This window comes from Lysobacter sp. CA199 (assembly GCF_052078715.1).
GTDB lineage: Bacteria > Pseudomonadota > Gammaproteobacteria > Xanthomonadales > Xanthomonadaceae > Lysobacter.
Genome location: NZ_JBQJIL010000020.1, coordinates 23,674 through 44,579 on the forward strand (window position 1 = coordinate 23,674; position 20,906 = coordinate 44,579).

The following is a 20,906-nucleotide window of genomic DNA, read 5'->3' on the forward strand; positions in this document are numbered from 1 at the left end:
CCGACCTGAGGAACACCGCGTCATGGCTATCTTCAACCAGCCCGCCCCGCCCAAGCGCGACAATCCGCTGCCGCCGCAGCAGCCGGAGACTGCGCTCAAGCGCGAACCCGATACCGCCAACGAATTCTCCTTCGGCCAGGCTTCCGCGCCGCCGGCGCCGATCGCCGCCGCGCCCACACCCACGCCCGCTCCGGCCCCCGCGCCGCGCCAGGCCGAGCAACCCGCGCTCAAGGAATCGCTGATCGCCTCGGATCTGTCGATCGAGGGCAAGATCCACGGCGCCGGCCATATCCGCATCGCCGGCCGCTTCAAGGGCGACGTGCAGGTCGACGGCGATCTGACCGTGGAACTGGGCGCCAAGCTCAACGGCGGCGTGCGCGCGCGCAAGGTCGTCATCGCCGGCGAGCTGGAAGGCAATATCGAGGCGGCACAGCGAGTGGAGCTGCTGGAAAGCGGCGTGGTGGTCGGCGACGTCAAGGCCGGCGTGGTCACCGTCGCGGCCGGCGGACGCGTGCGCGGCCAGGTCGAGTTCGGCTGGGAAGACAGCGGCAAGTCGGTCGCGCGCAACGATGCGGGCAAGTCCGACCGTGGCGCCGACAAGAACGGCGGCGACAAGTCCGACAAGGGCGATAAGAACGGCGCCAAGACGGAGACCGGCGCCGACTCATGAGCGCGGTTCGCCAGGGCATGCCCGGGGCGACGCGCGTGTGTCCACACTGCAAGGCGACGATTCTCGAAACCGCGAGCGTCTGCCCTGCGTGCCGCCATCACCTGCGTTTCGATTCCGATGCAAACGCGCAAACGGCGAAACGATTTTCGCCGCTGCACGTAGAAGGCACGATTCGCCATCCTCCCAGCGACGGCGCCTGGGAATACTCGATGGTTCTATCGATCAAGAACGACCGCGGCGAGGAGATCACCCGCCAGGTGGTCGGTGTGGGCGCGCTGTTCCCTGGCGAGGAGCGCACCTTCACCCTCTCGGTCGAAGCGTTCGAAGCGGTCGGATACAAGGCCGCGAACAAGGGCCGGTTGCGCCGCTGAGCGGCGGCGCGCCGGTGTCATAGGAAAGGATCCCCCCGATGTCGGAACCCGCTTCGCTGTACGCACGATTCACCCTGAGCCACGAACAATACGAAGCCTTCATGAACTCGGCGCCGGCGCGGCCGGCCTCGTTCGACGATTGGCAGAGCTGGTTCGATCGCCAATCCATGGCCGGCGATGCCCGGGTCGTACCGCAGATGCTCACCGAGCTGAACGCGGCCACCGTGGCCGATGTCATCAAGGCCTGGCGCGAAGATCCCTGGACCGGCACGCCGCCGGTGGAATACGACGAACTTCGCCGCACCCTGCGCATCGCGATGCTGCAAGCCTCGGAGAACTACCACGAGATGTTGCATCTGCTCACGCCCCTGCGCGGCGCGGCAGCGTTCTCCGATCCCGGCGCCGACGATTTCATCGTGATTCTGGATTTTCTGTGGGGCGATAACGAAGTCGCCGCCTACCTGACCCTGGGCGACGGCGGCAGCCGCTTCGCCGACGAGTGTCCGCAGGTCCATCGCGATGAGGCCCTGAGCCATCTGCGCGACGCGCTGAGCTACATGCAGGAACGCGAGCGCTGATTGCCGACACGGGTCTGGCGTGGGGCGCGGGCGCATGGCAGGCTCGTTCGTAACTCGGAACCCCGGCGGGCCTCGATGATCCAGCCGCTGTATTTGTTGCCGCTGTTCGCATGGGCGATCATGCTGATCGTCGGCTTGCGCCGGTACTGTTTCCAGGCCGGCGTCGGATGGCGATGGACGCTGGCGTTGGCGCTGACCGTGGCGATCGTCGGCCTGTGTTGCCGGCTCAGCGTGCAGATGCCCGACGCGCACGATGCGGCATTCGCTTCGGTCGAACAGATCCGGCGCGATGTCGAAAACTGGCGCTGGCGTTACCTGCTCGATCAGGGCTGGCCGGGTCTGGCGGCCGGTTACTTCTTGTTTTGTTCGCTCATCGCGTGGTGTTGGCGACGGCGCGGGACGCGGGACTGACCGCCGCGCTCAGTCCGACGGCCCGCAGTTGTCGCAGCCGGCGCAGTTGGGCCCGGCCGCGCGCGGCGCCGGCGCGATACGCTTGCCCAGATTGCGCAGCCATTGCGGCCGGCCTTCGCGTACCAGCGGTAGCGCGCAGGCGATGCGCAGCCGGCGCACGCCGCCGGGGAACTGCTTGCGCGCGACCACCACGATGCTGACCAGCACCGCGATCGCGATCACCACGTATTGCGCGAGCAGTCCGGCGTCCATCGCTCAACCCGCCCCCAGCGCCACGGCGACCTGATAGGTCAACAGCGACGCCAGATACGCCAGTCCGAACAGGTAACCGGCGCTGATCGCCACCTGCTTCCACGAGCCGGTTTCGCGCTTGATCGTGGCCAGAGTGGACAGGCATTGCGGCGCGTAGATGAACCACACCAGCAGCGACAGCGCGGTCGCCATCGACCAGCCGTCGGTGATGATCGGGTTCAGCGCCTGCGCCGCGGCATCGTCGTCAGCGGCCGCCACGGCGTAGACGGTGGCCAACGAAGACACCGCGACTTCGCGCGCGGCCATGCCGGGAATCAGGGCGATGCAGATCTGCCAATTGAAGCCGATCGGCGCGAAGATCGCGGTCATCGCATGGCCGATGCGGCCGGCGAAGCTGTAGTCGATCGCTGGCAGCGGTGCGTTTTCCGGCGGGCCTGGGAAGTTCAGCAAGACCCACAGCAGGATCGTCAGCGCCAGGATGATGCCGCCGACCCGGCGCAGGAAGATCCAGGCGCGCTCCCACAGTCCGATCAGCAGATCGCGCGGATGCGGAATGCGGTACGACGGCAGTTCCAGCAACAACGCGTGCTCGCTCTTGTCGCGGCGCCACTTCTTCATCACCCACGACACCATCAGCGCGCTGAGGATGCCGGCCATGTACAGGCCGAACAGCACCAGGCCCTGCAGGTTCAGCACGCCCCAGATTTTCTGCTGCGGAATGAAGGCGCCGATCAGCAGCGCATACACCGGCAGGCGCGCCGAGCAGGTCATCAGCGGCGCGACGATGATCGTGGCCAAGCGATCGCGCGGGTCCTGGATCGAACGGGTGGCCATGATCCCGGGAATCGCGCAGGCGAAGCTCGACAGCAGCGGAATGAACGAACGCCCGGACAGACCGGCGCCGGCCATCATCCGGTCGAGCAGGAACGCCGCGCGCGGCAGATAGCCCGATTCTTCCAAGGCCAGGATGAAGGCGAACAGGATCAGGATCTGCGGCAGGAACACGATCACCCCGCCCAGGCCGGCGATGATGCCGTCCACCAGCAGGCCGCGCAGCGGACCCTCGGACAGTCCGCGCAAGGTCGCCTCCGACAGCAGACCGCGCAGCGGTCCCTCCGGCGACAGCAGGGTGTTGGCCGATTCACCGAGCCAGGCCGTACCGGCCTCGATCGCATCCATCAACGGTGTCGCCCAGGCGTACACCGCCTGGAAGATCAGGAACATCACCACCGCCAGCGACACCAGGCCCAGCACCGGATGCAGCAGCCAGCGGTCGAGCGCATCGTCGATCTTGGCGGTGCGGGTGGGCATCTTCACCGTCAGCTCGAGCAGGCGCCGGGTTTCGGCGTGCAGATCGGCGCCTTCGGGCAGGTGAGCTCGCGGCTCGTGCGGTTCGCGCGGCGACGAAGCGACCCGCTCCAGCGTCGCCACCAGCTCGCGCGCGCCGTGGCGCTTGACCGCGACGGTCGGCACCACCGGCACGCCCAGTTCGCGTTCCAGCGTAGCCAGATCGATGTCGATGCCGCGGCGCTTGGCCGCGTCCATCATGTTGATCGCCACGATCATCGGCCGGCCGAGTTCGCGCAGTTCCAGCGCGAAGCGCAGATGCAGGCGCAGATTGGTCGCATCGACTACGCACAACAGCACGTCGGGCGCGCGTTCGCCGGGGTAGAACCCGCGCAGCACATCGCGGGTCACCGCCTCGTCCAGGCTGGCGGCGCTGAGGCTGTAGGCGCCGGGCAGATCGAGCACGGCGAAATCGCGACCCGAGGGCGCGTGCAACCGGCCTTCCTTGCGCTCGACGGTGACGCCGGCGTAATTGGCGACCTTCTGCCGGCTGCCAGTCAGCAGATTGAACAACGCAGTCTTGCCGCAGTTCGGATTGCCGACCAGGGCCACGCGCATCGGCGCGGCGGATTGATCTTTCGATGCGGCGATGGCGGGTGCGACGGCGCTCATGCCTGCGGCTCCAGCGGTTTGACCCGCACGCGCGCGGCTTCGCTGCGGCGCAGGGCGAAACGGGTGTAGCCGATCTGCACCAACAGCGGTTCGGCGGAAATCGGGCCGCTCGCCATCACTTCGACCCGCTCGCCGCCGACGAAACCCAATTCGCGCAGACGCTTGGCGATGGTGTCGTTGGGCGTGTGGTCATCGACGGATTCGACCGTGGCCGCGGTGCGACGCGGCAATTCGGACAGCTTCAAGAGGTGGCTTCCACGACGGGTGGCGTCCCAAATGGGAATTGTTCTCATTCTAGCACCGACCGCGGTACAGGGGCGGATGCGGCAGGCTGAACGGTATCATCCGCCAACTCCAACAAACTCCCGCCCATGCCGATGAGCCACCCGCTGCTGAGCCTGCGCGAAGGTCCTGTCGCCCGCCTGCGCCTGAACCGCCCCGAGCTGCACAACGCATTCGACGCCGTGCTGATCGCCGCACTGACCGGCGCGCTGGACGCGGTCGCCGCCGACGACGGCGTGCGGGTAGTGGTGATCGAAGGCGAAGGCGCCTCGTTCTCGGCCGGCGCCGATCTCAACTGGATGCGCGGCATGGCCGCGGCCGGCGAGGCGGAGAACCGCGAGGACGCCCTCGCCTTGGCCCGGCTGATGCGCACCCTCAACGAACTGCCCAAACCGACCCTGGCGCGGGTCCAGGGCGCGGCCTTCGGCGGCGGGGTCGGCCTGGTGGCCTGCTGCGACATCGCCATCGCCGCGCCGGAAGCCAAGTTCGGCCTGACCGAAAGCAAGCTCGGACTACTGCCGGCGGTGATCTCGCCTTACGTGATCGAGGCGATCGGCGCGCGCCAGTCGCGGCGCTGGTTCGCCAGCGCGGAAATCTTCGATGCCGCCACCGCGCATCGCATCGGCCTGCTGCATGACGTGGTGCCGGCCGAGCAACTCGATGCGGCGATCCAGCAACAGATCGGCCTGCTGCTCAAGGCCGGCCCGCACGCCGCCGCCCAGGCCAAGACGCTGGTGCGCCGGGTCGCCGGCGAACGCGACGGCGCCAGGCTCGATGCCGACAACGCCACGCTGATCGCCGCGCTGCGGGTGTCGGCCGAAGGCCAGGAAGGCCTGTCGGCGTTCCTGGACAAGCGCAAACCAAGTTGGACCGCGTAAACCCAAGCCCATCGCTACGGCAAAAGCCGGAACCGGTCGGCATGGGCTTTCCCGCGGTCCGCACCGACACTCCCCCATCCGCCCCGCCGCGCCCCGCCACCGGAGCCCGTCATGTTCGATCACCTCGGCTTCGCCGTTTCCGATCTGCAACGCAGTCACGACTTCTATCAGCGCGCGCTGGCGCCGCTGGGCTATGGCCTGGTGATGTCGCTGGATAAGGAACGCACCGGCGGCTATGAGGGCCACGCCTTCGGTCCGCCGCACGAACCCGCGTTCTGGATCGGCACCGGCGCGCGCGTCTGCGGCGGTGCGCACATCGCGCTGCGCGCACGTTCGCGCGAACAGGTCGACGCTTTCCACGCCGCGGCGCTGGCCGCCGGCGGCCGCGACAACGGCGCGCCGGGCCTGCGCCCGCACTACTCGCCCGATTACTACGGCGCGTTCGTGTTCGATCCGGACGGCAACAACATCGAAGCGGTGTGCCGCGTGTCGGTCGATTGAATCTCCGCATCGCCATCGCGCCGTTCAGTCGCGGGCGTGTCGCCTCCCGCGCGGCGCGCAACCGCCGCGGACACTCGGCACTGCGCCGTATGGACAGCCTCATCGCACCAGCAAGTCACGCAAACGCGGCCACTGTCGCGCTATCGTGCGCGATTGGCCGGGCGATCAGGCGACACACTGCCCGCGCTTCGGCGAGAATCCACCGATCGCGTCCGCCGCCCGGCGTCGCGACCGGTTCCGAGCGTTTCCCTTTCCATGCGCCGCCGCGCCCCGACCTGCGATGCAATCCATGTTCGATAAGATCCTGATCGCCAACCGTGGCGAAATCGCCTGTCGCGTCATCCGCACCTGCCGCAAGCTGGGCATCCGCACCGTCGCGGTCTATTCCGAGGCCGACGCCGACGCCCAGCACGTACGTCAGGCCGACGAAGCCTATCCGATCGGCGGCCCGCGCCCGGCCGACAGCTATCTGCGCGGCGACGCGATCATCGAGGTGGCGCGCAACTGCGGCGCCCAGGCGATTCATCCGGGCTACGGCTTTCTCAGCGAGAACGCCGATTTCGCCGACGCGGTCGAGGCTGCCGGTATCGCCTTCATCGGCCCCAAGGCCGCCTCGATGCGCAAGATGGGCAGCAAGGCCGGCGCCAAGGAACTGATGCAGGCCGCCGGCGTGCCGGTGGTGCCGGGCTACACCGGCGAAGACCAGGATCCCGCGCATCTGCACCGCCAGGCCGACGCCATCGGCTATCCGCTGATGATCAAGGCCGCCCACGGCGGCGGCGGCAAGGGCATGCGCATCGTGCGCGACAGCGACGAGTTCCTGGCCAATCTGGAAAGCTGCCAGCGCGAAGCGCGCAACGCCTTCGGCCGCGACCGGGTGCTGCTGGAGCGTTACGTCGAACGTCCGCGCCACATCGAGATTCAGATCTTCGGCGACGCCGCAGGACAAGTGATCCACCTCAACGAGCGCGAATGCTCGGCCCAGCGCCGTTACCAGAAGGTGCTGGAAGAATCGCCGTCGGTGTTCCTGACGCCGGAATTGCGCGCGCAGATGGGCGCCGCCGCGGTGCTGGCCGGACGCGCGATCGACTACGTCAACGCCGGCACGGTCGAGTTCATCGTCGGACAAGATGCTGATGGAAAGCCGGGTGGCTTCTATTTCATGGAGATCAACACGCGGCTGCAGGTCGAGCATCCGGTGACCGAACTGGTGACCGGCCAGGACCTGGTCGAGTGGCAGTTGCGCGTCGCCGCCGGCGAGCCTTTGCCGCTGGCGCAGGAGGCGATCGTGCAGCGCGGCCACGCCATCGAAGTGCGCTTGTACGCGGAAGATCCCGAAGCCGGCTTCCTGCCGGGTTCGGGCAAGCTCGAACGTCTGCGCCTGCCGCCCGCCGATGCCCATGTGCGGCTGGATTCGGGCGTGATCGAAGGCGACACGGTGACGATCTTCTACGATCCGATGATCGCCAAGATGATCGTGTTCGACAGCGATCGTCCGCGCGCGCTGGCGCGGCTGCGCGGCGCCTTGGCGGCGTGCGAGATCGTCGGGCCTAAATCCAACATCGAATTCCTCGAACGGCTCGCGCGGCATCCGACGGTGGTCGGCGGCACCATCGATACCGGTTATCTGGACCGGCATCTGGACGAGTTCATGCCGGCGGCCAATCCCGACGAGGCCGGCGACCGCGATCTGCTGATCGGCGCGACCGTGGCCGAACTGCTGACCCAGGAACAGCGCACCCGCGAAGACGCCGGCGCCTCCAACGACCCGACTTCGCCATGGGCGATCGCCGACGGCTGGCGTCTGGGCCATGGCGGCCGCCGCAGCCTGGCCTTCCTGCGCCGCGACGAGCGCCTGGAACTGCAGGCGCACGGCAGCGGCGGCGAATACCGCATCGAGATTCCGGCCCTGGATGCGGCCGCGTATACCGTGCAGGGCGCGCGTTTGGCCGATGGCGAACTGAGCCTGCGCATCGACGGCCGCGCGCGCCGCTTGAGCGCGCTCGGCGACGGCCAACGCGTGGTGATGCACGACGGCGAACGCCGCCTGCGCCTGGACGCGGTGCCGATGTACCGCCACGAAAGCAGCGCCGCCGCCGGTTCGGGCAACAGCGTCAACGCGCCGATGCCCGGCCGCGTGGTCGTGGTCAAGGCCGCGCCGGGCGACACGGTCGAGGCCGGTCAAGAGGTGATGGTGATCGAGGCGATGAAGATGGAGCTGAGCTTGAAGGCGCCGCGCGCCGGCAAGATCGCCGAGATCCGCGCCGCCGCCGGCGATTTCGTCGAGGCCGACGCGGTGCTGGCGACGCTGGAGATCGTCTGACCGCCCGAACTGCTGGGGGCGTCGTCGCGCCGCGGCTTCGTTTACCGGACCACACCCGCGCATCGCCGGCCTGTTGACTCGGCCGGCGATCCGGGCGAAACATTACCCCGCAAACGATGCACGCCCGGCTGGGAGCGCCGGATTCCATGACCGCGAAAACATCCGCGGCCCCGGTCCATGCGTTCCAAGGAAGGAGGCTCCATGCCGTTACGTTTCCGTTCGCGCTCACACCCGGCCCGGCCGCCTTGCGGCGCTTCGTCGAATACCCACCAAGCTCACGGGCGCGCCCGATACCGTGCAGGCGACTGCGATATCGGTCTTCGCGGCCGGTCGACGCACGCAGCTTGCGCGTCGATCCGACAGGGCGCACCACGCACGATCGCGGTCGTCGTCGCCGCGCTGTTGGGCTTGAGCGGCTGCGTGATCGTCGAGAATCCGCCGTCGGCCGCCCTGCCCTGCGATCGCGCCCTGGTCGGCGACTGGCAGAGCGACGACGCCGATCTGGGCGCACAAGACGAACGCCGCCTGCGCATCGATGCGAACTGCCGCGCCTATCTGCCGGCCAACTACACACCGCGCGAAGTCGATCTGGGCGTGTTCAAGGCCGGCGGCGAGCGTTATATCGGACTCAAGATCGCCGATGTGAGCGCGCTGATCGCGGGCAGAAAAGGCACGGAAGAAGCGGGCGAAAGCGCCGAACTCAAGAAGTATCCACACATGGTGAGCCTGGTGCGCTATCGGGTCGATGACCGGTCGCTGAGCATCGACGTCGGCGACCACAATGAGCTCAGTCGCGTGACTCACGCGCGCGACATCCGCGAGAACGCCGTCGGTGAAACGCCCGATTTCCTGACCGGCAAGTCCGCGCAAATCCGCAAGCAACTGCGCGAACATCCCGAGCTGTTCGAACGTCCGGGTCGCGGTGTCGTTTATCGATTCCAACGGGTATCCCCGGGGGCACGCTGAGCGACCGCCAGACGCCTGCCGGGCCGAGCGCGCGGCCTGACGAGCGCTCGGCCGCAATAGGCGCCACAATCGTTTACACAGCAAGCGTTTCCAACCCCGGCAGGGAGCGCCGGGTCGCGGGGACCGCCGGAACGCCGGCCGGTCCCGGTCCTGACCGTTCTATGGAGGGAATACCATGCGTATGCGTTTGATCGGGGTATTGGCGCTGGGCTTGCTCGGCGGATGTCAGATGACGGTGTTCCGCGCGCCGCCGGCCGCTGAGGCGGCGAGTTGCGATCCGCGTCTGATCGGCACCTGGAACCAAAGCGAGTGGGGCTTGTACGGAGCCGAGTACCAGGGCCCCGACGACCACGAAGACACCGTGAGGGTCGACGCGCGTTGCCGGGTCACCGACGGCGAGAAGCAAACACCGGAAGAACTCGACGGCATCACCTTGTCGTTCGTCTCCATGGACGGCTCCGACTACGTCGTGGCCGAGCAGGATTTCACCGGCTTCAAGGCGGATGACGACGACGAACACTCGGATGATGCCGCGGCCGATAAAGCGCATTCGGACCCGGCCGACCGCGCACTGCGTAAGGCCCTCCCCAAACGCGGCTACACGATCTACCGCTACAAAGTTGCCGGCGACCGGGTCGAGTTCTATTCGATGATGCACCAGCGCATTTCGGTCCTGATCGCGCGCAAAAGCATCGCCGGCTTGACTGCGCGCTCGTGGGCTCACAGCGAGTACAGCGATTTCGAAGCGGCGCAACCGCTGATTCGCAAGCAACTGGCCGAGAACATCGACGCGCCCGATTACGAGCTACGCGTCGACGACGACGAAGATGCCCCCACCGACCTGTTCAATCTGATCGAGGCCTCGCCGCAACAGGTCCGCCAATGGCTGCGCAGCCAGCCCAAACTGTTCTATTCCAGCCCGATGCTGATTCTGGTGCGCGCCAATACATCGAATAAACCGGCAAAACCGCGCACGGCCACCCCGGCCAAGCGCAAAACCGCCGGCCGCTGATCCGCCACGCACCGCGCGCGGCCGGATACCCGTACCCTTTGCCGTTATCGATGTTATGCCTTTGTCGCGTGCCCCGGGCCCACCATGACCACGACACTCCGCCGCCATCGCCCCGCCTTCCCGCCGCGACTGCGCGTCGCCGCGCTCGGCCTGGCCCTGATCGGCTTGAGCGGCTGCGTGGTGTTCGAACGTCCCCCGGTCCAGCCGCTCGCCTGCGATCCCGACCTGCCCGGCACCTGGAACCTCAAGGCCGACGGCATCACCAAGACCATCTACATCGATTCGCGCTGCCACACCGAAAACTGGCCGGGCATGGGCGAACAGGCGGTGGCCCTGGATCTGGTCGGCTTCGTCCTGGGCCGCAATCGCTACATCGTGATCGCCCCCGCCGACGCCGAACGCGCGATCGGGGCGCAGGGCAAGCCGCTGCTCGAACGCACGCCTAAGGACGCGGCGTTCCTGGTGCTGTACCGGATCGAAGGCGATCAGGCGAGCGCCTGGCTGCCCAGCCCCGACCTGGCCCTGCGCGCGGTCGCCGAAAACCGCCTGCGCGGCACCCGGCTCGACGAGAAATACGCCCTGATCCAGAACGACCCGCTGCCGCCAGGGCGTAAGATCGACGACCGAAACGCGCTGGTCCAGGAGGCTCCCGACCGCTTGCGCGTGGTGCTCGGCGAACAGCCCGAACTGCTGTTCGCCACCGACCGCAAATCCGTGACGCTCACCCGCGTCAAGAAAGAGACCGCAATCCCATGACCTACCCCGCTTCAGTACGCATCGTCGAAGTCGGTCCGCGCGACGGACTGCAGAACGAGAAATCGCAGATCGCCACGGCCGACAAGATCGCACTGATCGACCGCCTGTCGGCCACCGGCCTGCGCAGCATCGAGGCGACCAGTTTCGTCAGTCCCAAGTGGGTGCCGCAGTTGGCCGACGCCGCCGAGGTCTTCGCCGGCATCCATCGCCGCGCCGGCGTGCATTACCCGGTGCTGGTTCCGAACGAACAAGGCTACGACCGGGCGCGCGCGGTCGGCGTGGAGGAGATCGCGGTGTTCACCGCCGCCTCCGAAGCCTTCAACCGCACCAACATCAACGCCAGCATCGACGAATCGCTGGCCCGCTTCGAACCGGTGATGGCGCGCGCCAAGGCCGACGGCGTGGCGGTGCGCGGCTACGTGTCCACCGTGCTCGGCTGCCCTTATCAGGGCGAGGTGCCGATCGCCGACGTGGTGCGCGTGGCCAAGGCGTTGCATGCGATGGGTTGCTACGAGGTTTCCCTAGGCGACACCATCGGCGTGGGTACACCGGGCAAAGCCCGCGCCATGTTCAAAGCGGTCGCCTCCGAAGTTCCCACTCAGGCCTTGGCCGTGCACTTCCACGACACCTACGGCCAAGCCTTGTCGAACATCCTGGCCTGCCTGGAGGAAGGCGTGGCGGTGGTCGACTCGGCGGTGTCCGGCACCGGCGGCTGCCCTTATGCCAAAGGCGCCAGCGGCAACGTCGCCAGCGAGGACGTGGTCTACATGCTGCACGGGCTCGGCATCGAGACCGGCGTGGATTTGAACGCGTTGGCCGACACCGGCCGCTGGTTGGCCGGACTGCTGGGTCGCGAGACCGGCAGCAAGGTCGGCAAGGCGCTGGCGGCGGCGTGAATCCCGACACGCCCGTGGACGCGCCGTCCCCGCCCGCGACCGAGGCGGACACCGCCGAGACGATCGCGGCGCTGGAACGCGCGCTGCTGGCGCCGGACTTGCCGGAGGCGTTGCGCACGACCTTGCGCGACGCATTGGCGGCGCTGCGGCGCGAATCGGCCTCGCTGTATCGTGCCGCCTTCGACGCGATTCCCGACCTGGTCACGGTCATGGAAGAAGACGGCATCGTGGTCGAGATCAACCGCGAAGGCACGCGCGCGCACCGCCGAGTGCGCGAGGACATCGTCGGCCAGCCGATCCACGTGCTCAATCCGGAACTGCCGCGCGATCATCTGGCGCCGGTCTGGGAAAGATTGAACCGCGGCGACACTTACGTCATCGAGGTCACCAACAAGCGCGGCGACGGCACCCGCTTCCCGGTGGAAGTGCATTCGGCTGGCTTCGAGTTCGAAGGCAAGCGCCGCATCATCGCGGTCGCGCGCGATCTGAGCAGCCGCGCCGAAACCGAGCTGCGCTTCCGCGAACTGGTCGAAACCATCGATCGCGGCGTTATCGTCCAGGACGAGGCGCTGCGCATCATCTACGCCAACAGCGCGGCGATGCGCCTGTTGTCGCTGCACACCGGCCAGAGCATCGCCGACGAACTGCGCTCGGGCCATTGGATGGTGGTCGACGAGCGCGGTCACGAACTGCGGCCCGAGCACTACCCCTCGCAGATGGCGCTGACCAGCGGACGCATCGTCGAGAGCACGGTGCTGGGCCTGTACCACCGCGACCGCCGCGAGCTGATCTGGCTGTCGGTGACCGCGGTACCGCAGTTCCCGCCCGGCGGCGACCGCCCGCATCAGGTGTTCGCGCTGTTCTCCAACGTCACCGAACTCAAGCGCGACAGCGCCCTGTTCGACCGCGCCCAGGCGCTGGCGCATATCGGCGGCTGGGAATGGGACGCCGGCCGCGACCGGCTGTACCTGACTTTCGAGGCCGCGCGCATTCTCGGCCGCGAAACCGTGCCGGCGCGGATCGAGGAATTGATCGAGTGCATGCAGCCGCTCGATCGCCATCGCCTGCGCAATGCGCTCGAACGCACCCTCGCCGGCGGCCGCGGCATCGATCTGGAACTGCAGGGGCTGCGCCAGGACGGCAGCGGTTTCTGGGTCCGCGCGATCGCCGATGCCGGCGTCGGCGACGCAGTGCGCCAAGTGCTCACCGGCACTTTGCAGGACATCACCGTGCGCAAGCTCGAAGAAGAGCATCTGCGCGTGCAGGCACGCAGCGATCCGCTGACCGGACTGCTCAACCGCGACGCGGTGCAGGCCGAACTCGAACGGCGCCTGGACACTTATCCGCATTCGCCGTTGGCGGTGCTGTACATCGATCTGGACCGCTTCAAGGTGGTCAACGACGTGCTCGGCCACGCCGCCGGCGACCGCCTGCTGGCCTCGGCCGCGCGCCGCATTCGCCATGCGGTCGGCGACAACGCGCAGATCGCGCGCTTCGGCGGCGACGAGTTCCTGGTGGTGTGCTCGCTCGATGGCGATCCGCTGCGCGGCGAACGTTTGGCCGACGCGATCCTGGAAATCTTCGGCGACAGCTTCCGCGTCGACGGCGAGGAGTTCAGCATCACCGCCAGCATCGGCATCAGCCAGGCGCCGCTGGACGGGCGCACCGCGCAGCAGCTGATCCAGAGCGCCGACGTGGCCATGTACGACAGCAAGCGCCGCGGCCGCAACAGCTGGCAGGCCTTCACCCCTGAACTGGCCGAGCAACAACTGCACCGCCTGCAACTGGAAACCCACCTGCGCCGGGCGGTGCACAACGACGAATTCCATCTGGTCTACCAACCGCAGGTCGATCTCAACGATGGCCGGGTGATCGGCGCCGAAGCGCTGATCCGCTGGCGCAACCGCTCGCTCGGCGAGATGCGTCCGGACCGTTTCATCGACCACGCCGAAACCACCGGCGACATCGTCGGCATCGGCGGCTGGGTGCTGCATGAAGCCTGCCGCCAGTTGCGCCGATGGCGCGACGAGGGGCTCAAGATCGAGCGCGTGGCGGTGAATGTGTCGTACCGGCAGTTCCTCGGCGACGATCTGGCCAACAGCGTCGCCACCGCGCTGGCCGAATACGGTCTGGCCGGCACGTCGCTGGAACTGGAGTTCACCGAGCGGGTGCTGATCGAGGACGCGCCCGACACCGTGCGTACCTTCGCGCGCCTGCGCGAGCTCGGAGTGAGCTTGTCGATCGACGATTTCGGCGAAGGCTACAGCGCGCTCAACTACCTGCGCCGGCTGCCGATCCACGGCCTCAAGCTCAGCCAGTTGTTCGTGCAGGGCGTGCCCGACAATCAATCCGACGTGGCGGTGTGCCAGGCGGTGACCGGCATCGCCCGCAGCCTGGGCTTGGGCCTGGTCGCCGAGGGTGTGGAAACCGAACGCCAGCGCGCGTTCCTGCGCGAATTGGGCGTGGTGATCGGCCAGGGCTTTCTGTTCGCGCCGGGCTTGTCGCCGGAGGATTTGCGCGACTACTGCCTCGCGCACAGCTAGCGGTGATCACGCAATGCGGCTGGAATCCGCCGGCCCGCGATGGCTCGCGATAGGCGCGACACTCAGTCCCGCGCCGCCTTCAGCATCATCCCGCCGACTTCCTTGAGCAGCTTGGCCGCCACCACCGCGGTCAGGTTGGAAATATCGCAACGCGGGTTGTACTCGACGATATCGGCCGCGACGATTGGCTGATCGAGATGCTGGATCAGATCGATCACCTGGCGCACCGACGGGCCGCCGGGTTCGCGGTGCGATACGCCGGGTGCGTGGGCCGGATCGATGCCGTCCATATCGATCGACAGATATATCGGCGTGTCGATCCGCAACCGCAACTGCGCGCCCCACTCGCTGGCCGGGATCACCTCCACGCCGAAGCGCTCGAACTGCGCGCGGTGATGATCGTTGATGGTGCGCAGTCCGAGCTGGATCAAACGGTCCGCCAAACCCTCCTCCATGATCCGCGCGAACGGCGAAGCGTGAGAACGCCGGTTGCCTTCGTAGGCATCGTAGATATCGGCGTGGGCGTCGACGTGGACGATGGTCAGGCGCGAATGCCGGCGGCGCACCGCGCGCAGGATCGGATGGGTGATCGCATGGTCCCCGCCCAGGCAGATCAAGGGAGCGCCGGATGCGAGCGCGCGCCCGACCTCGCGCTCGATCGTGTCCCATGGATCCTCGCCGCCGTCGAAGCGCAGATCGCCGTGATCGAGCAGCGTCCCGGCCGCGCCCAGATCGACGCCGGTTTCGCTCCAGATGCTGTAGGCGTCGCTGTGCAGTTCGCGGCGGATCAGCGGCGGCGCCTCGGCGCTGCCCTTGAGATAGGAAGAATTGTCGTCGTTGGGAATTCCCAGCAGGCTCAGTCGGCTCATACAGGCGTGTTCCAAAAGGACGGAAGACGGATCGACGGCCACCGAAGGCCGTTGCGCCGATCCGTGAGCGACCTTAGGCCTCGCCTTTGCCAAGGTCTACTTCACAAAACTTAGGTCCGATGTAAGATTTTCTTTATGTTCGACCTGACCCGCCTGCGCCTTCTGCGCGAACTCGCCCGCCGCGGCACCATGACCGCGGTGGCGCAGACCTGCCACCTGACCTCATCGGCGGTATCGCAACAGTTGGCGACGCTGGAACGCGAGGCCGGCGTCGCCTTGCTCGAACGCGTCGGCCGGCGAGTCCGCCTGACCGCGGAAGGTCAGCGCTTGGCGGTGCACGCCGAGACGATCGTGCAGGCGGCCGAAGCGGCGATGCTGGATCTGCGCGGCGCCGACCTGCACCCCGTCGGCACCCTCGATGTCGCCTGCTTTTCGACCTTCGCCAAGAGCCATCTGCTGCCGGCGGTGGTGCGCGCGCAAACGCGTCACCCGGGGCTGCGCGTCGTGGTGCGCGAACTGGAATCGCACGACGCCATCGATGCGGTGCGCGAGGGTCGTTGCCAACTCGCGGTGAGCTTCGCCTACAACCTGGTGCCGCGGCCCGAGCCGACCGGCCTGAGTTCTTGGCCGCTGCTGGAAGAACCGGTGATGTTGGCGCTGCCGCAGCGCTGGACCGAGCACGAAGGACCGGTCGACTTGGCGCAACTGGCGTACGAAGACTGGATCGTCGGCTCGCGCCAGAGCGACGACAGCCTGCTGGCCGAACGCGCCTGCGCGATCGCCGGATTCGCTCCGCGTATCGCGCACACCGCCGACGATTACGATTTGCTGCTGCACATGGTCGGCCACGGCCTGGGCGTGGGCTTCGTGCCGCAACTGGCACTGCGTCTGGCCAGCGCGCAGCGCGTGGTCACGCGCGCGCGCGCCGGCCCGCCGCTGAGCCGCCGCATCCACGCGCTGACCCGCGATGCGCTCGCGCAGGCGCCGACGGTGCTCGCGTTGTTGGCCGAACTCCGCGTCGATGTCGCGCAGCGATAACGCCGCGTCCGCGCCTCAGCTATTCGCCAACGCGCCGGCGGCGACCGCGACCATGCCGCCGGAGACGCCTTCCACCCAGCGTCGGCGGCGATCGTCCAACCCGTTTGATCCGCCTGATCCGCCTCGTCCGCCGGAGCGACGGCGGGTCGAGGCCAGCGCCAGACTCAACACGGCGTACACCAACGCGCACAAGGCGATGAAGATCGCCGACAACGCCATCGCCTGCAGCGCGGCCGAACCCTCGGGCCGCATGAACTGCGGCAGGATCGCGAAGTAGATCATCATGCCCTTGGGGTTGAGCACCGCGGTCAGAAACCCGCGCTTGAACTGCGCCCCGCGCGCGCCCTCGCTCGGTTCCATCGAACCGGCCCGTAAGGCCGAGCGCAGCAAGCGCAAGGCCAGATACGCCAGATAGGCCACGCCGATCCAACGCAAGGCTTCGAACAGCAGCGGCGATGCGGCGATGAGCGCGGCCAGGCCGAACGCCACCAGCAACGAGTGCACTCCATAGCCCGCGCAGACCCCGGCGGTGGCGCGCAATCCGGCCGGCGCGCCGGCATTGAGCGCCTGGGCGGCGATGAACAGCATGTCCGGCCCCGGGGTGCAGATCAGCGGCAGCACGGTGGCGGCGAACAGCAGCGAAGTGGTCGGTTCCATGGCGAGCATGCTACGCCGCCGGGCGCGCAATCGGCTTGCGAAGATTGCGCAAAAATCCTGTAAATTGGCATTTAATTTCAATACCCTCCACCCCTGGAGAACCCGATGCCAGCCAAGCTCGACGAGATCGACCGCCGCATCCTGCGCGCGTTGCAACGCGACGGCCGTCTGCAGAACACCGAACTCGCGCAAGAGGTCGGGCTGTCGCCCTCGCCCTGCCTGCGCCGGGTGCGTCTGCTGGAAGAGGCCGGGGTGATCGAACGCTACGTGGCCGTGCTCAGCCCGGCCCAGGTCGGCATCGGCATGACCTTGTTCACCCGGGTCTGGCTCACCGCCCAGGACGCGGACACCATCGAACATTTCATCCAGGCGATGAAGCAACTGCCGCAGGTGATGGAGTGCTACATCATGCTCGGCGAGAGCGACGCGATGCTGCGCGTGGTGGTCGAGGACCTCGACGCCTACCGGCGCTTCCAGACCCGCCATCTGACCCGCGCCAACGGCATCCAGAACGTCAAGACCGATCTGCCCAGCCAGATCGTCAAGCAGAGCTACGCCTTGCCGTTGTGAGCGAAGCGTTCGCGCGGCTGCGGTTCGCTTGCTTGCGCCACCGCCACCGCCTGCGCGAAGCCGCGTCGGCCGCCGACGGCGAACCGGCGGCCCGAGTCACGCCGCCTGGCCGCGCCGCGATTCGTCGAACAACGTGCGGCCCAGTTCGCGCGCGATCGCGGATCGGGATGGGCCACGACGATAAGCGCGTGCATGTCAGCGGCGCCCGACGGACACAGCGGCGAAGCGCGCGCTCATGGCGACACCGCCGGTTCGGCGCGATACGCCTCGTGCAGCAGTCGCAGAAAATCCGGCGCCGGCGGCAACTCGGTCGCGCCGATACGGTGCACCGCCACGCCAGGCGTCCATGAGTTCATCACCACCGCACCGGCCAACGCCGGCAGATCGGCGGCGCGGATCTCCTGCTCGCGCTGGGCGACACCCAAGCGCTGCAACTGGCGGCGAACGATCGCCATGGTGGTGCCGCCCAGCATCGGCGCCTGCGGCCATACCACCGCCTGTCCGTCCCAGAACGCCAGATTCCAGATCGATGCTTCGCTGAGGCGGCCCTGGCGATCGACGAACGCGGCATCGTCGTACCCCTGCGCGATCGCCTCGCGCATCGCATGGGTCTTGGCTACTTCGCCGACGTGCTTGAGCCGCGGCAGATAGCGCTCGTACTCCACCACACTCAGCGCCAACGGCCCCGACGGGCCGGACGCGGCCGCGCTGGTGCGCACCAGCAGATCCAGTCGCGCGGCCTCGTCGGCCGCGGTGAACTCGCCCGCCGGCGAGTACACCGTGGCCACCAGCGACAGATCTTGCGGTCCGGCCTGCAGCGCCGCGCGCAAGTACGCCAGCGTGCGCTCGTCGGGCAAGGCCTGGCCGAACAGCGTCATTGAGGCCTCGCGCAGCCTGCGCAAATGCAGGTCCAGGCCGCGCACCCGGCCCGCGCGCACCTGCATCGCGGTGAAATGGGCGTGGCCGGCGAACGCCAGCGGGATCAGATCCTCGGCGACGGCCGGGCGGCCGTTGCGATGGGCGACGAAAGAACTCGAATCAACCGACATGCGATGCTCCATGGATGCGCCGCCGGCCGCGATGCGGACCGCGTCCCGGCGAGCGAAGGGGATGGACGGAATCATCCGCCGTTGAGGCGTCCGCGAAAAACGAGTAGTTTTCGATGGATCGTCAAAAACGGCTTGAAGATCGATGAATCGCATGTTGCCGGGTACGCGCGCGCTGAGAACCTTCGAAGCGGCCTCGCGGCATCTGAACTTCACCCGCGCCGCCGACGAGTTGGGCCTGACTCCGGCCGCGGTCAGTCACCAGATCAAGGAAATCGAAGATCAACTGGGACTGGTGCTGTTCGTACGCACCAGCCGCAGCATCCAGCTCACCCCGGCCGGGATCGAGTTGTACGCGGCCACCGTCTCCGCGCTCGACACCCTGCATCGCGCCACCGCGCGCGCGCGGCGGTTGACGCGCGGCTCGACCCAGTTGCGCGTCTCGCTGAGCGCGCGCTTCGCCAGCAACTGGCTGCTGCCGCGCTTGCCGCTGCTCAAGGCCGCTCATCCCGAGTTGGAGCTGAGCTTCGATATCAGCGATGAACTGCGCGATTTCGATAGCGATGACGTCGACGTCGCGATCCGCTTCGGCACCGGCCGCTACCCGCGCACGCGTTCGCAGCGTTTGTTCGATACGGTGATCGTCGCGGTCTGCAGCCCGGCGCTGATCGAATCGGGCGCACGCTTGGCGCAACCGCGCGATCTGGCCGAGCACACGCTGTGCTATGTGGAATGGAAGATCGATGGCCTGGTCTGGCCGAACTGGCGCATGTGGATGGCCGCGGCCGGCGTCGAGGATTTCGACGACCGCCGCTGCGTCGGCTTTCCCGATTCGGGATTCGTGGTGCAGGCGGTCCTCGACGGCGGCGCGATCGGCCTGGCCGATCTGGACATGATCGGCAACGATCTGGCCCAAGGGCGCCTGGTGCGGCTGTTCGATATCGGCGTGCCGATGGCGCCCGACTACGCCTATCACCTGGTCTATCCGCAAAGCGCGGAACACGATCCGCGCATCGTCGCATTCGGGCGCTGGCTGGCTGAGCAGGCCGAACAGACTCAGGGCGCGGCGGATTAGCGTGGTAGTCGGGTGGCTCACCGTTACGACGGTGAGTGTTCGGCATGCCTGAGATTCGATCTGACATCGGGCTTACGACGTCGCTGTGTTGTCGTGGTCGCGGCTCGCGCCGCTCCTACAGGGGAGGATCGATTCTGATGTGGCCGCGTAAGTGATCGTCATTCGCGCAGCGCGCCGAATCGGCGGACATCGTTGTCTTGCGACAACGCGAGTCCGTGGGGCGATCCGCAGACGGCCGCGGGACGATGCGGGCGTGCAATGGTGTCGGGCGCCGTGTCGGCGAGGCGGCCGGATGACTTCGCACTGCCCCGGGCACGCCGGATCACAGGTCAATCGCGCATTGCGTGACGCGGTTCCGCGCTGTTCGGCAATGACAACGTTATCGCCGGTATCCCGCATCCACGCGGCGGGCTAGGTTCGGCCCTGCACTGACCGTGCGCGGTCCCGTCTTCGCGGGCTGATCCATCTTCTGCAAGAGGAAACGGCAATGAACAAGCTGGTTTTGAGCGCGCTGATCGCGGCGTGCGCGCTGCTCGGACCCAACGCGCAAGCCGTGGTCGTGGGCGGCATCGTCAGTACCGATGCGCGCTGGCCCGCGACCACGGCCGGCTACAACCGGCTGACCTTCTACGATCAGGTCAATCACGACGGCGGCGCGCGCTCGAACTATTATTGGGCCAACCAGTTCTGGTTCCATGGCGGCGACGGCGGCTACATCGGCCTGCAGAACCGCAGCGGCCAGCATTGGCTCAACTTCTCGATCTGGCTGGCCAGCGGCTGGGACGCGTCCAGCCGCGCCAGCTGCAACCATTTCTCGCACGAAGGCAGCGGCGTGCAATGCCAGATCAAATGGGACTGGAAAGCCGGGCATAAGTACAAGGTCGAGGTGATCCGCTCGTCCAATCGGGTCAACGGCGTGGTCACCGACCTGATGAGCGGTCAGAGCATCACCGTCGCCACCATCCTCATTCCCTCCGGCTGGAGCGGCTTCAAGAGCCAGTCGGTCAGCTTCGTCGAGGAATACAGCCAGGGCGCCAACGAACTGGCCTCGTGCAAGGTGATCGGCGCGCAGTCTTCGGTGTTCTATGCGCCGGTGGCCAACGGTAACGTCCCGGCGACCAGCCACACCACCCAGACCTACGGCAACTGCAACGACAAGAACATCGCGCACGCCGCCTGCGACAGCACCGGCAAGTGCATCAATATCGTCAGCGATCTGGGCGGATACGCATCGCCGAGCGAGTGATCGGCGG

22 protein-coding genes are annotated in these 20,906 nt (G+C 67.5%); 16 read left to right on the top strand and 6 right to left on the bottom strand.

The window, feature by feature from the left end; all coding sequences use genetic code 11:
• Nucleotides 1-22: 22 nt before the first annotated feature.
• The 4 genes from ACTOWJ_RS28160 (at nt 23) to ACTOWJ_RS28175 (ending at nt 2,030) form a co-directional block, all read left to right on the top strand.
• Entirely contained in the window at nt 23-670 is a 648-nt protein-coding gene (locus tag ACTOWJ_RS28160; RefSeq protein WP_441337954.1) for a bactofilin family protein, read from the top strand.
• The gene (locus tag ACTOWJ_RS28165; RefSeq protein WP_441337955.1) at nt 667-1,041 is read left to right on the top strand and encodes a hypothetical protein; all 375 of its coding nucleotides are present in this window, start codon (nt 667-669) and stop codon (nt 1,039-1,041) included. The genes ACTOWJ_RS28160 and ACTOWJ_RS28165 overlap by 4 nt, the downstream gene beginning before the upstream one ends.
• Nucleotides 1,042-1,079: 38 nt before the next feature.
• Nucleotides 1,080-1,619: a hypothetical protein gene (locus ACTOWJ_RS28170; RefSeq protein ID WP_441337956.1), complete on the top strand. Its 540-nt coding sequence runs from the start codon at nt 1,080-1,082 to the stop codon at nt 1,617-1,619.
• A 75-nt stretch (nt 1,620-1,694) separates the two neighbouring features.
• Nucleotides 1,695-2,030, top strand: coding sequence for a hypothetical protein (locus ACTOWJ_RS28175; protein WP_441337957.1), 336 nt, complete (start codon nt 1,695-1,697; stop codon nt 2,028-2,030).
• Nucleotides 2,031-2,039: 9 nt separating this feature from the next.
• Here ACTOWJ_RS28175 and ACTOWJ_RS28180 read toward each other — a convergent pair whose 3' ends face one another.
• Genes ACTOWJ_RS28180 through ACTOWJ_RS28190 form a run of 3 tightly spaced genes read right to left on the bottom strand, consistent with a single transcriptional unit; the run spans nt 2,040 to nt 4,486 of the window.
• Nucleotides 2,040-2,282: a DUF6587 family protein gene (locus ACTOWJ_RS28180; protein ID WP_441337958.1), complete on the bottom strand. Its 243-nt coding sequence runs from the start codon at nt 2,280-2,282 to the stop codon at nt 2,040-2,042.
• A 3-nt stretch (nt 2,283-2,285) separates the two neighbouring features.
• Nucleotides 2,286-4,241, bottom strand: coding sequence for a ferrous iron transporter B (gene feoB / locus ACTOWJ_RS28185; protein ID WP_441337959.1), 1,956 nt, complete (start codon nt 4,239-4,241; stop codon nt 2,286-2,288).
• Nucleotides 4,238-4,486 (bottom strand): FeoA family protein, encoded by a 249-nt coding sequence (locus ACTOWJ_RS28190; RefSeq protein ID WP_441337960.1) that lies wholly within the window; start codon nt 4,484-4,486, stop codon nt 4,238-4,240. Before ACTOWJ_RS28190 ends, feoB begins: the two co-directional genes overlap by 4 nt.
• A 132-nt stretch (nt 4,487-4,618) precedes the next feature.
• Here ACTOWJ_RS28190 and ACTOWJ_RS28195 point away from each other — a divergent pair, with 132 nt between their 5' ends.
• The 8 genes from ACTOWJ_RS28195 to ACTOWJ_RS28230 all read left to right on the top strand — a co-directional run bounded on the left by ACTOWJ_RS28195 (nt 4,619) and on the right by ACTOWJ_RS28230 (nt 14,398).
• Nucleotides 4,619-5,401: an enoyl-CoA hydratase/isomerase family protein gene (locus ACTOWJ_RS28195; RefSeq protein ID WP_441337991.1), complete on the top strand. Its 783-nt coding sequence runs from the start codon at nt 4,619-4,621 to the stop codon at nt 5,399-5,401.
• Nucleotides 5,402-5,512: 111 nt separating this feature from the next.
• A complete protein-coding gene (locus tag ACTOWJ_RS28200) occupies nt 5,513-5,902 on the top strand; it encodes a VOC family protein (protein WP_441337961.1) in 390 nt (129 codons plus the stop codon).
• 289 nt (nt 5,903-6,191) lie between these two features.
• On the top strand, nt 6,192-8,225 hold the full coding sequence (locus ACTOWJ_RS28205; protein ID WP_441337962.1) for an acetyl/propionyl/methylcrotonyl-CoA carboxylase subunit alpha: 2,034 nt from the start codon (nt 6,192-6,194) through the stop codon (nt 8,223-8,225).
• 420 nt (nt 8,226-8,645) lie between these two features.
• Nucleotides 8,646-9,191: a hypothetical protein gene (locus ACTOWJ_RS28210; RefSeq protein ID WP_441337963.1), complete on the top strand. Its 546-nt coding sequence runs from the start codon at nt 8,646-8,648 to the stop codon at nt 9,189-9,191.
• Nucleotides 9,192-9,366: 175 nt separating this feature from the next.
• A complete protein-coding gene (locus ACTOWJ_RS28215; protein ID WP_441337964.1) occupies nt 9,367-10,203 on the top strand; it encodes a hypothetical protein in 837 nt (278 codons plus the stop codon).
• Between the two features lie 84 nt (nt 10,204-10,287).
• Nucleotides 10,288-10,959 (top strand): hypothetical protein, encoded by a 672-nt coding sequence (locus tag ACTOWJ_RS28220; RefSeq protein WP_441337965.1) that lies wholly within the window; start codon nt 10,288-10,290, stop codon nt 10,957-10,959.
• Nucleotides 10,956-11,855 (top strand): hydroxymethylglutaryl-CoA lyase, encoded by a 900-nt coding sequence (locus ACTOWJ_RS28225; protein WP_441337966.1) that lies wholly within the window; start codon nt 10,956-10,958, stop codon nt 11,853-11,855. The genes ACTOWJ_RS28220 and ACTOWJ_RS28225 overlap by 4 nt, the downstream gene beginning before the upstream one ends.
• A 14-nt stretch (nt 11,856-11,869) precedes the next feature.
• Nucleotides 11,870-14,398 (top strand): EAL domain-containing protein, encoded by a 2,529-nt coding sequence (locus ACTOWJ_RS28230; protein ID WP_441337967.1) that lies wholly within the window; start codon nt 11,870-11,872, stop codon nt 14,396-14,398.
• A gap of 62 nt (nt 14,399-14,460) precedes the next feature.
• On the opposite strand, the gene ACTOWJ_RS28235 is transcribed toward ACTOWJ_RS28230, so the two are convergent.
• Entirely contained in the window at nt 14,461-15,267 is an 807-nt protein-coding gene (locus tag ACTOWJ_RS28235) for an arginase family protein (protein ID WP_441337968.1), read from the bottom strand.
• Nucleotides 15,268-15,402: 135 nt separating this feature from the next.
• Here ACTOWJ_RS28235 and ACTOWJ_RS28240 point away from each other — a divergent pair, with 135 nt between their 5' ends.
• Nucleotides 15,403-16,305, top strand: a complete 903-nt coding sequence (locus ACTOWJ_RS28240; RefSeq protein WP_441337969.1) for a LysR family transcriptional regulator — start codon at nt 15,403-15,405, stop codon at nt 16,303-16,305.
• A gap of 15 nt (nt 16,306-16,320) precedes the next feature.
• On the opposite strand, the gene ACTOWJ_RS28245 is transcribed toward ACTOWJ_RS28240, so the two are convergent.
• Complete coding sequence (locus tag ACTOWJ_RS28245; RefSeq protein WP_441337970.1) at nt 16,321-16,962, bottom strand: LysE family translocator; 642 nt, start codon at nt 16,960-16,962, stop codon at nt 16,321-16,323.
• A gap of 105 nt (nt 16,963-17,067) precedes the next feature.
• Here ACTOWJ_RS28245 and ACTOWJ_RS28250 point away from each other — a divergent pair, with 105 nt between their 5' ends.
• Entirely contained in the window at nt 17,068-17,532 is a 465-nt protein-coding gene (locus tag ACTOWJ_RS28250) for an Lrp/AsnC family transcriptional regulator (protein ID WP_441337971.1), read from the top strand.
• Between the two features lie 233 nt (nt 17,533-17,765).
• On the opposite strand, the gene ACTOWJ_RS28255 is transcribed toward ACTOWJ_RS28250, so the two are convergent.
• Nucleotides 17,766-18,581 carry an aminotransferase class IV family protein gene (locus ACTOWJ_RS28255; protein ID WP_441337972.1) on the bottom strand — a complete coding sequence of 272 codons (816 nt, stop codon included), beginning with the start codon at nt 18,579-18,581 and terminating at the stop codon, nt 17,766-17,768.
• Nucleotides 18,582-18,723: 142 nt separating this feature from the next.
• Here ACTOWJ_RS28255 and ACTOWJ_RS28260 point away from each other — a divergent pair, with 142 nt between their 5' ends.
• Together ACTOWJ_RS28260 and ACTOWJ_RS28265 are read left to right on the top strand one after the other, a co-directional pair.
• The gene (locus tag ACTOWJ_RS28260; protein WP_441337973.1) at nt 18,724-19,653 is read left to right on the top strand and encodes a LysR substrate-binding domain-containing protein; all 930 of its coding nucleotides are present in this window, start codon (nt 18,724-18,726) and stop codon (nt 19,651-19,653) included.
• 487 nt (nt 19,654-20,140) lie between these two features.
• Nucleotides 20,141-20,899 carry a DUF3472 domain-containing protein gene (locus ACTOWJ_RS28265; protein ID WP_441337974.1) on the top strand — a complete coding sequence of 253 codons (759 nt, stop codon included), beginning with the start codon at nt 20,141-20,143 and terminating at the stop codon, nt 20,897-20,899.
• The last annotated feature ends 7 nt before the right edge of the window (nt 20,900-20,906 follow it).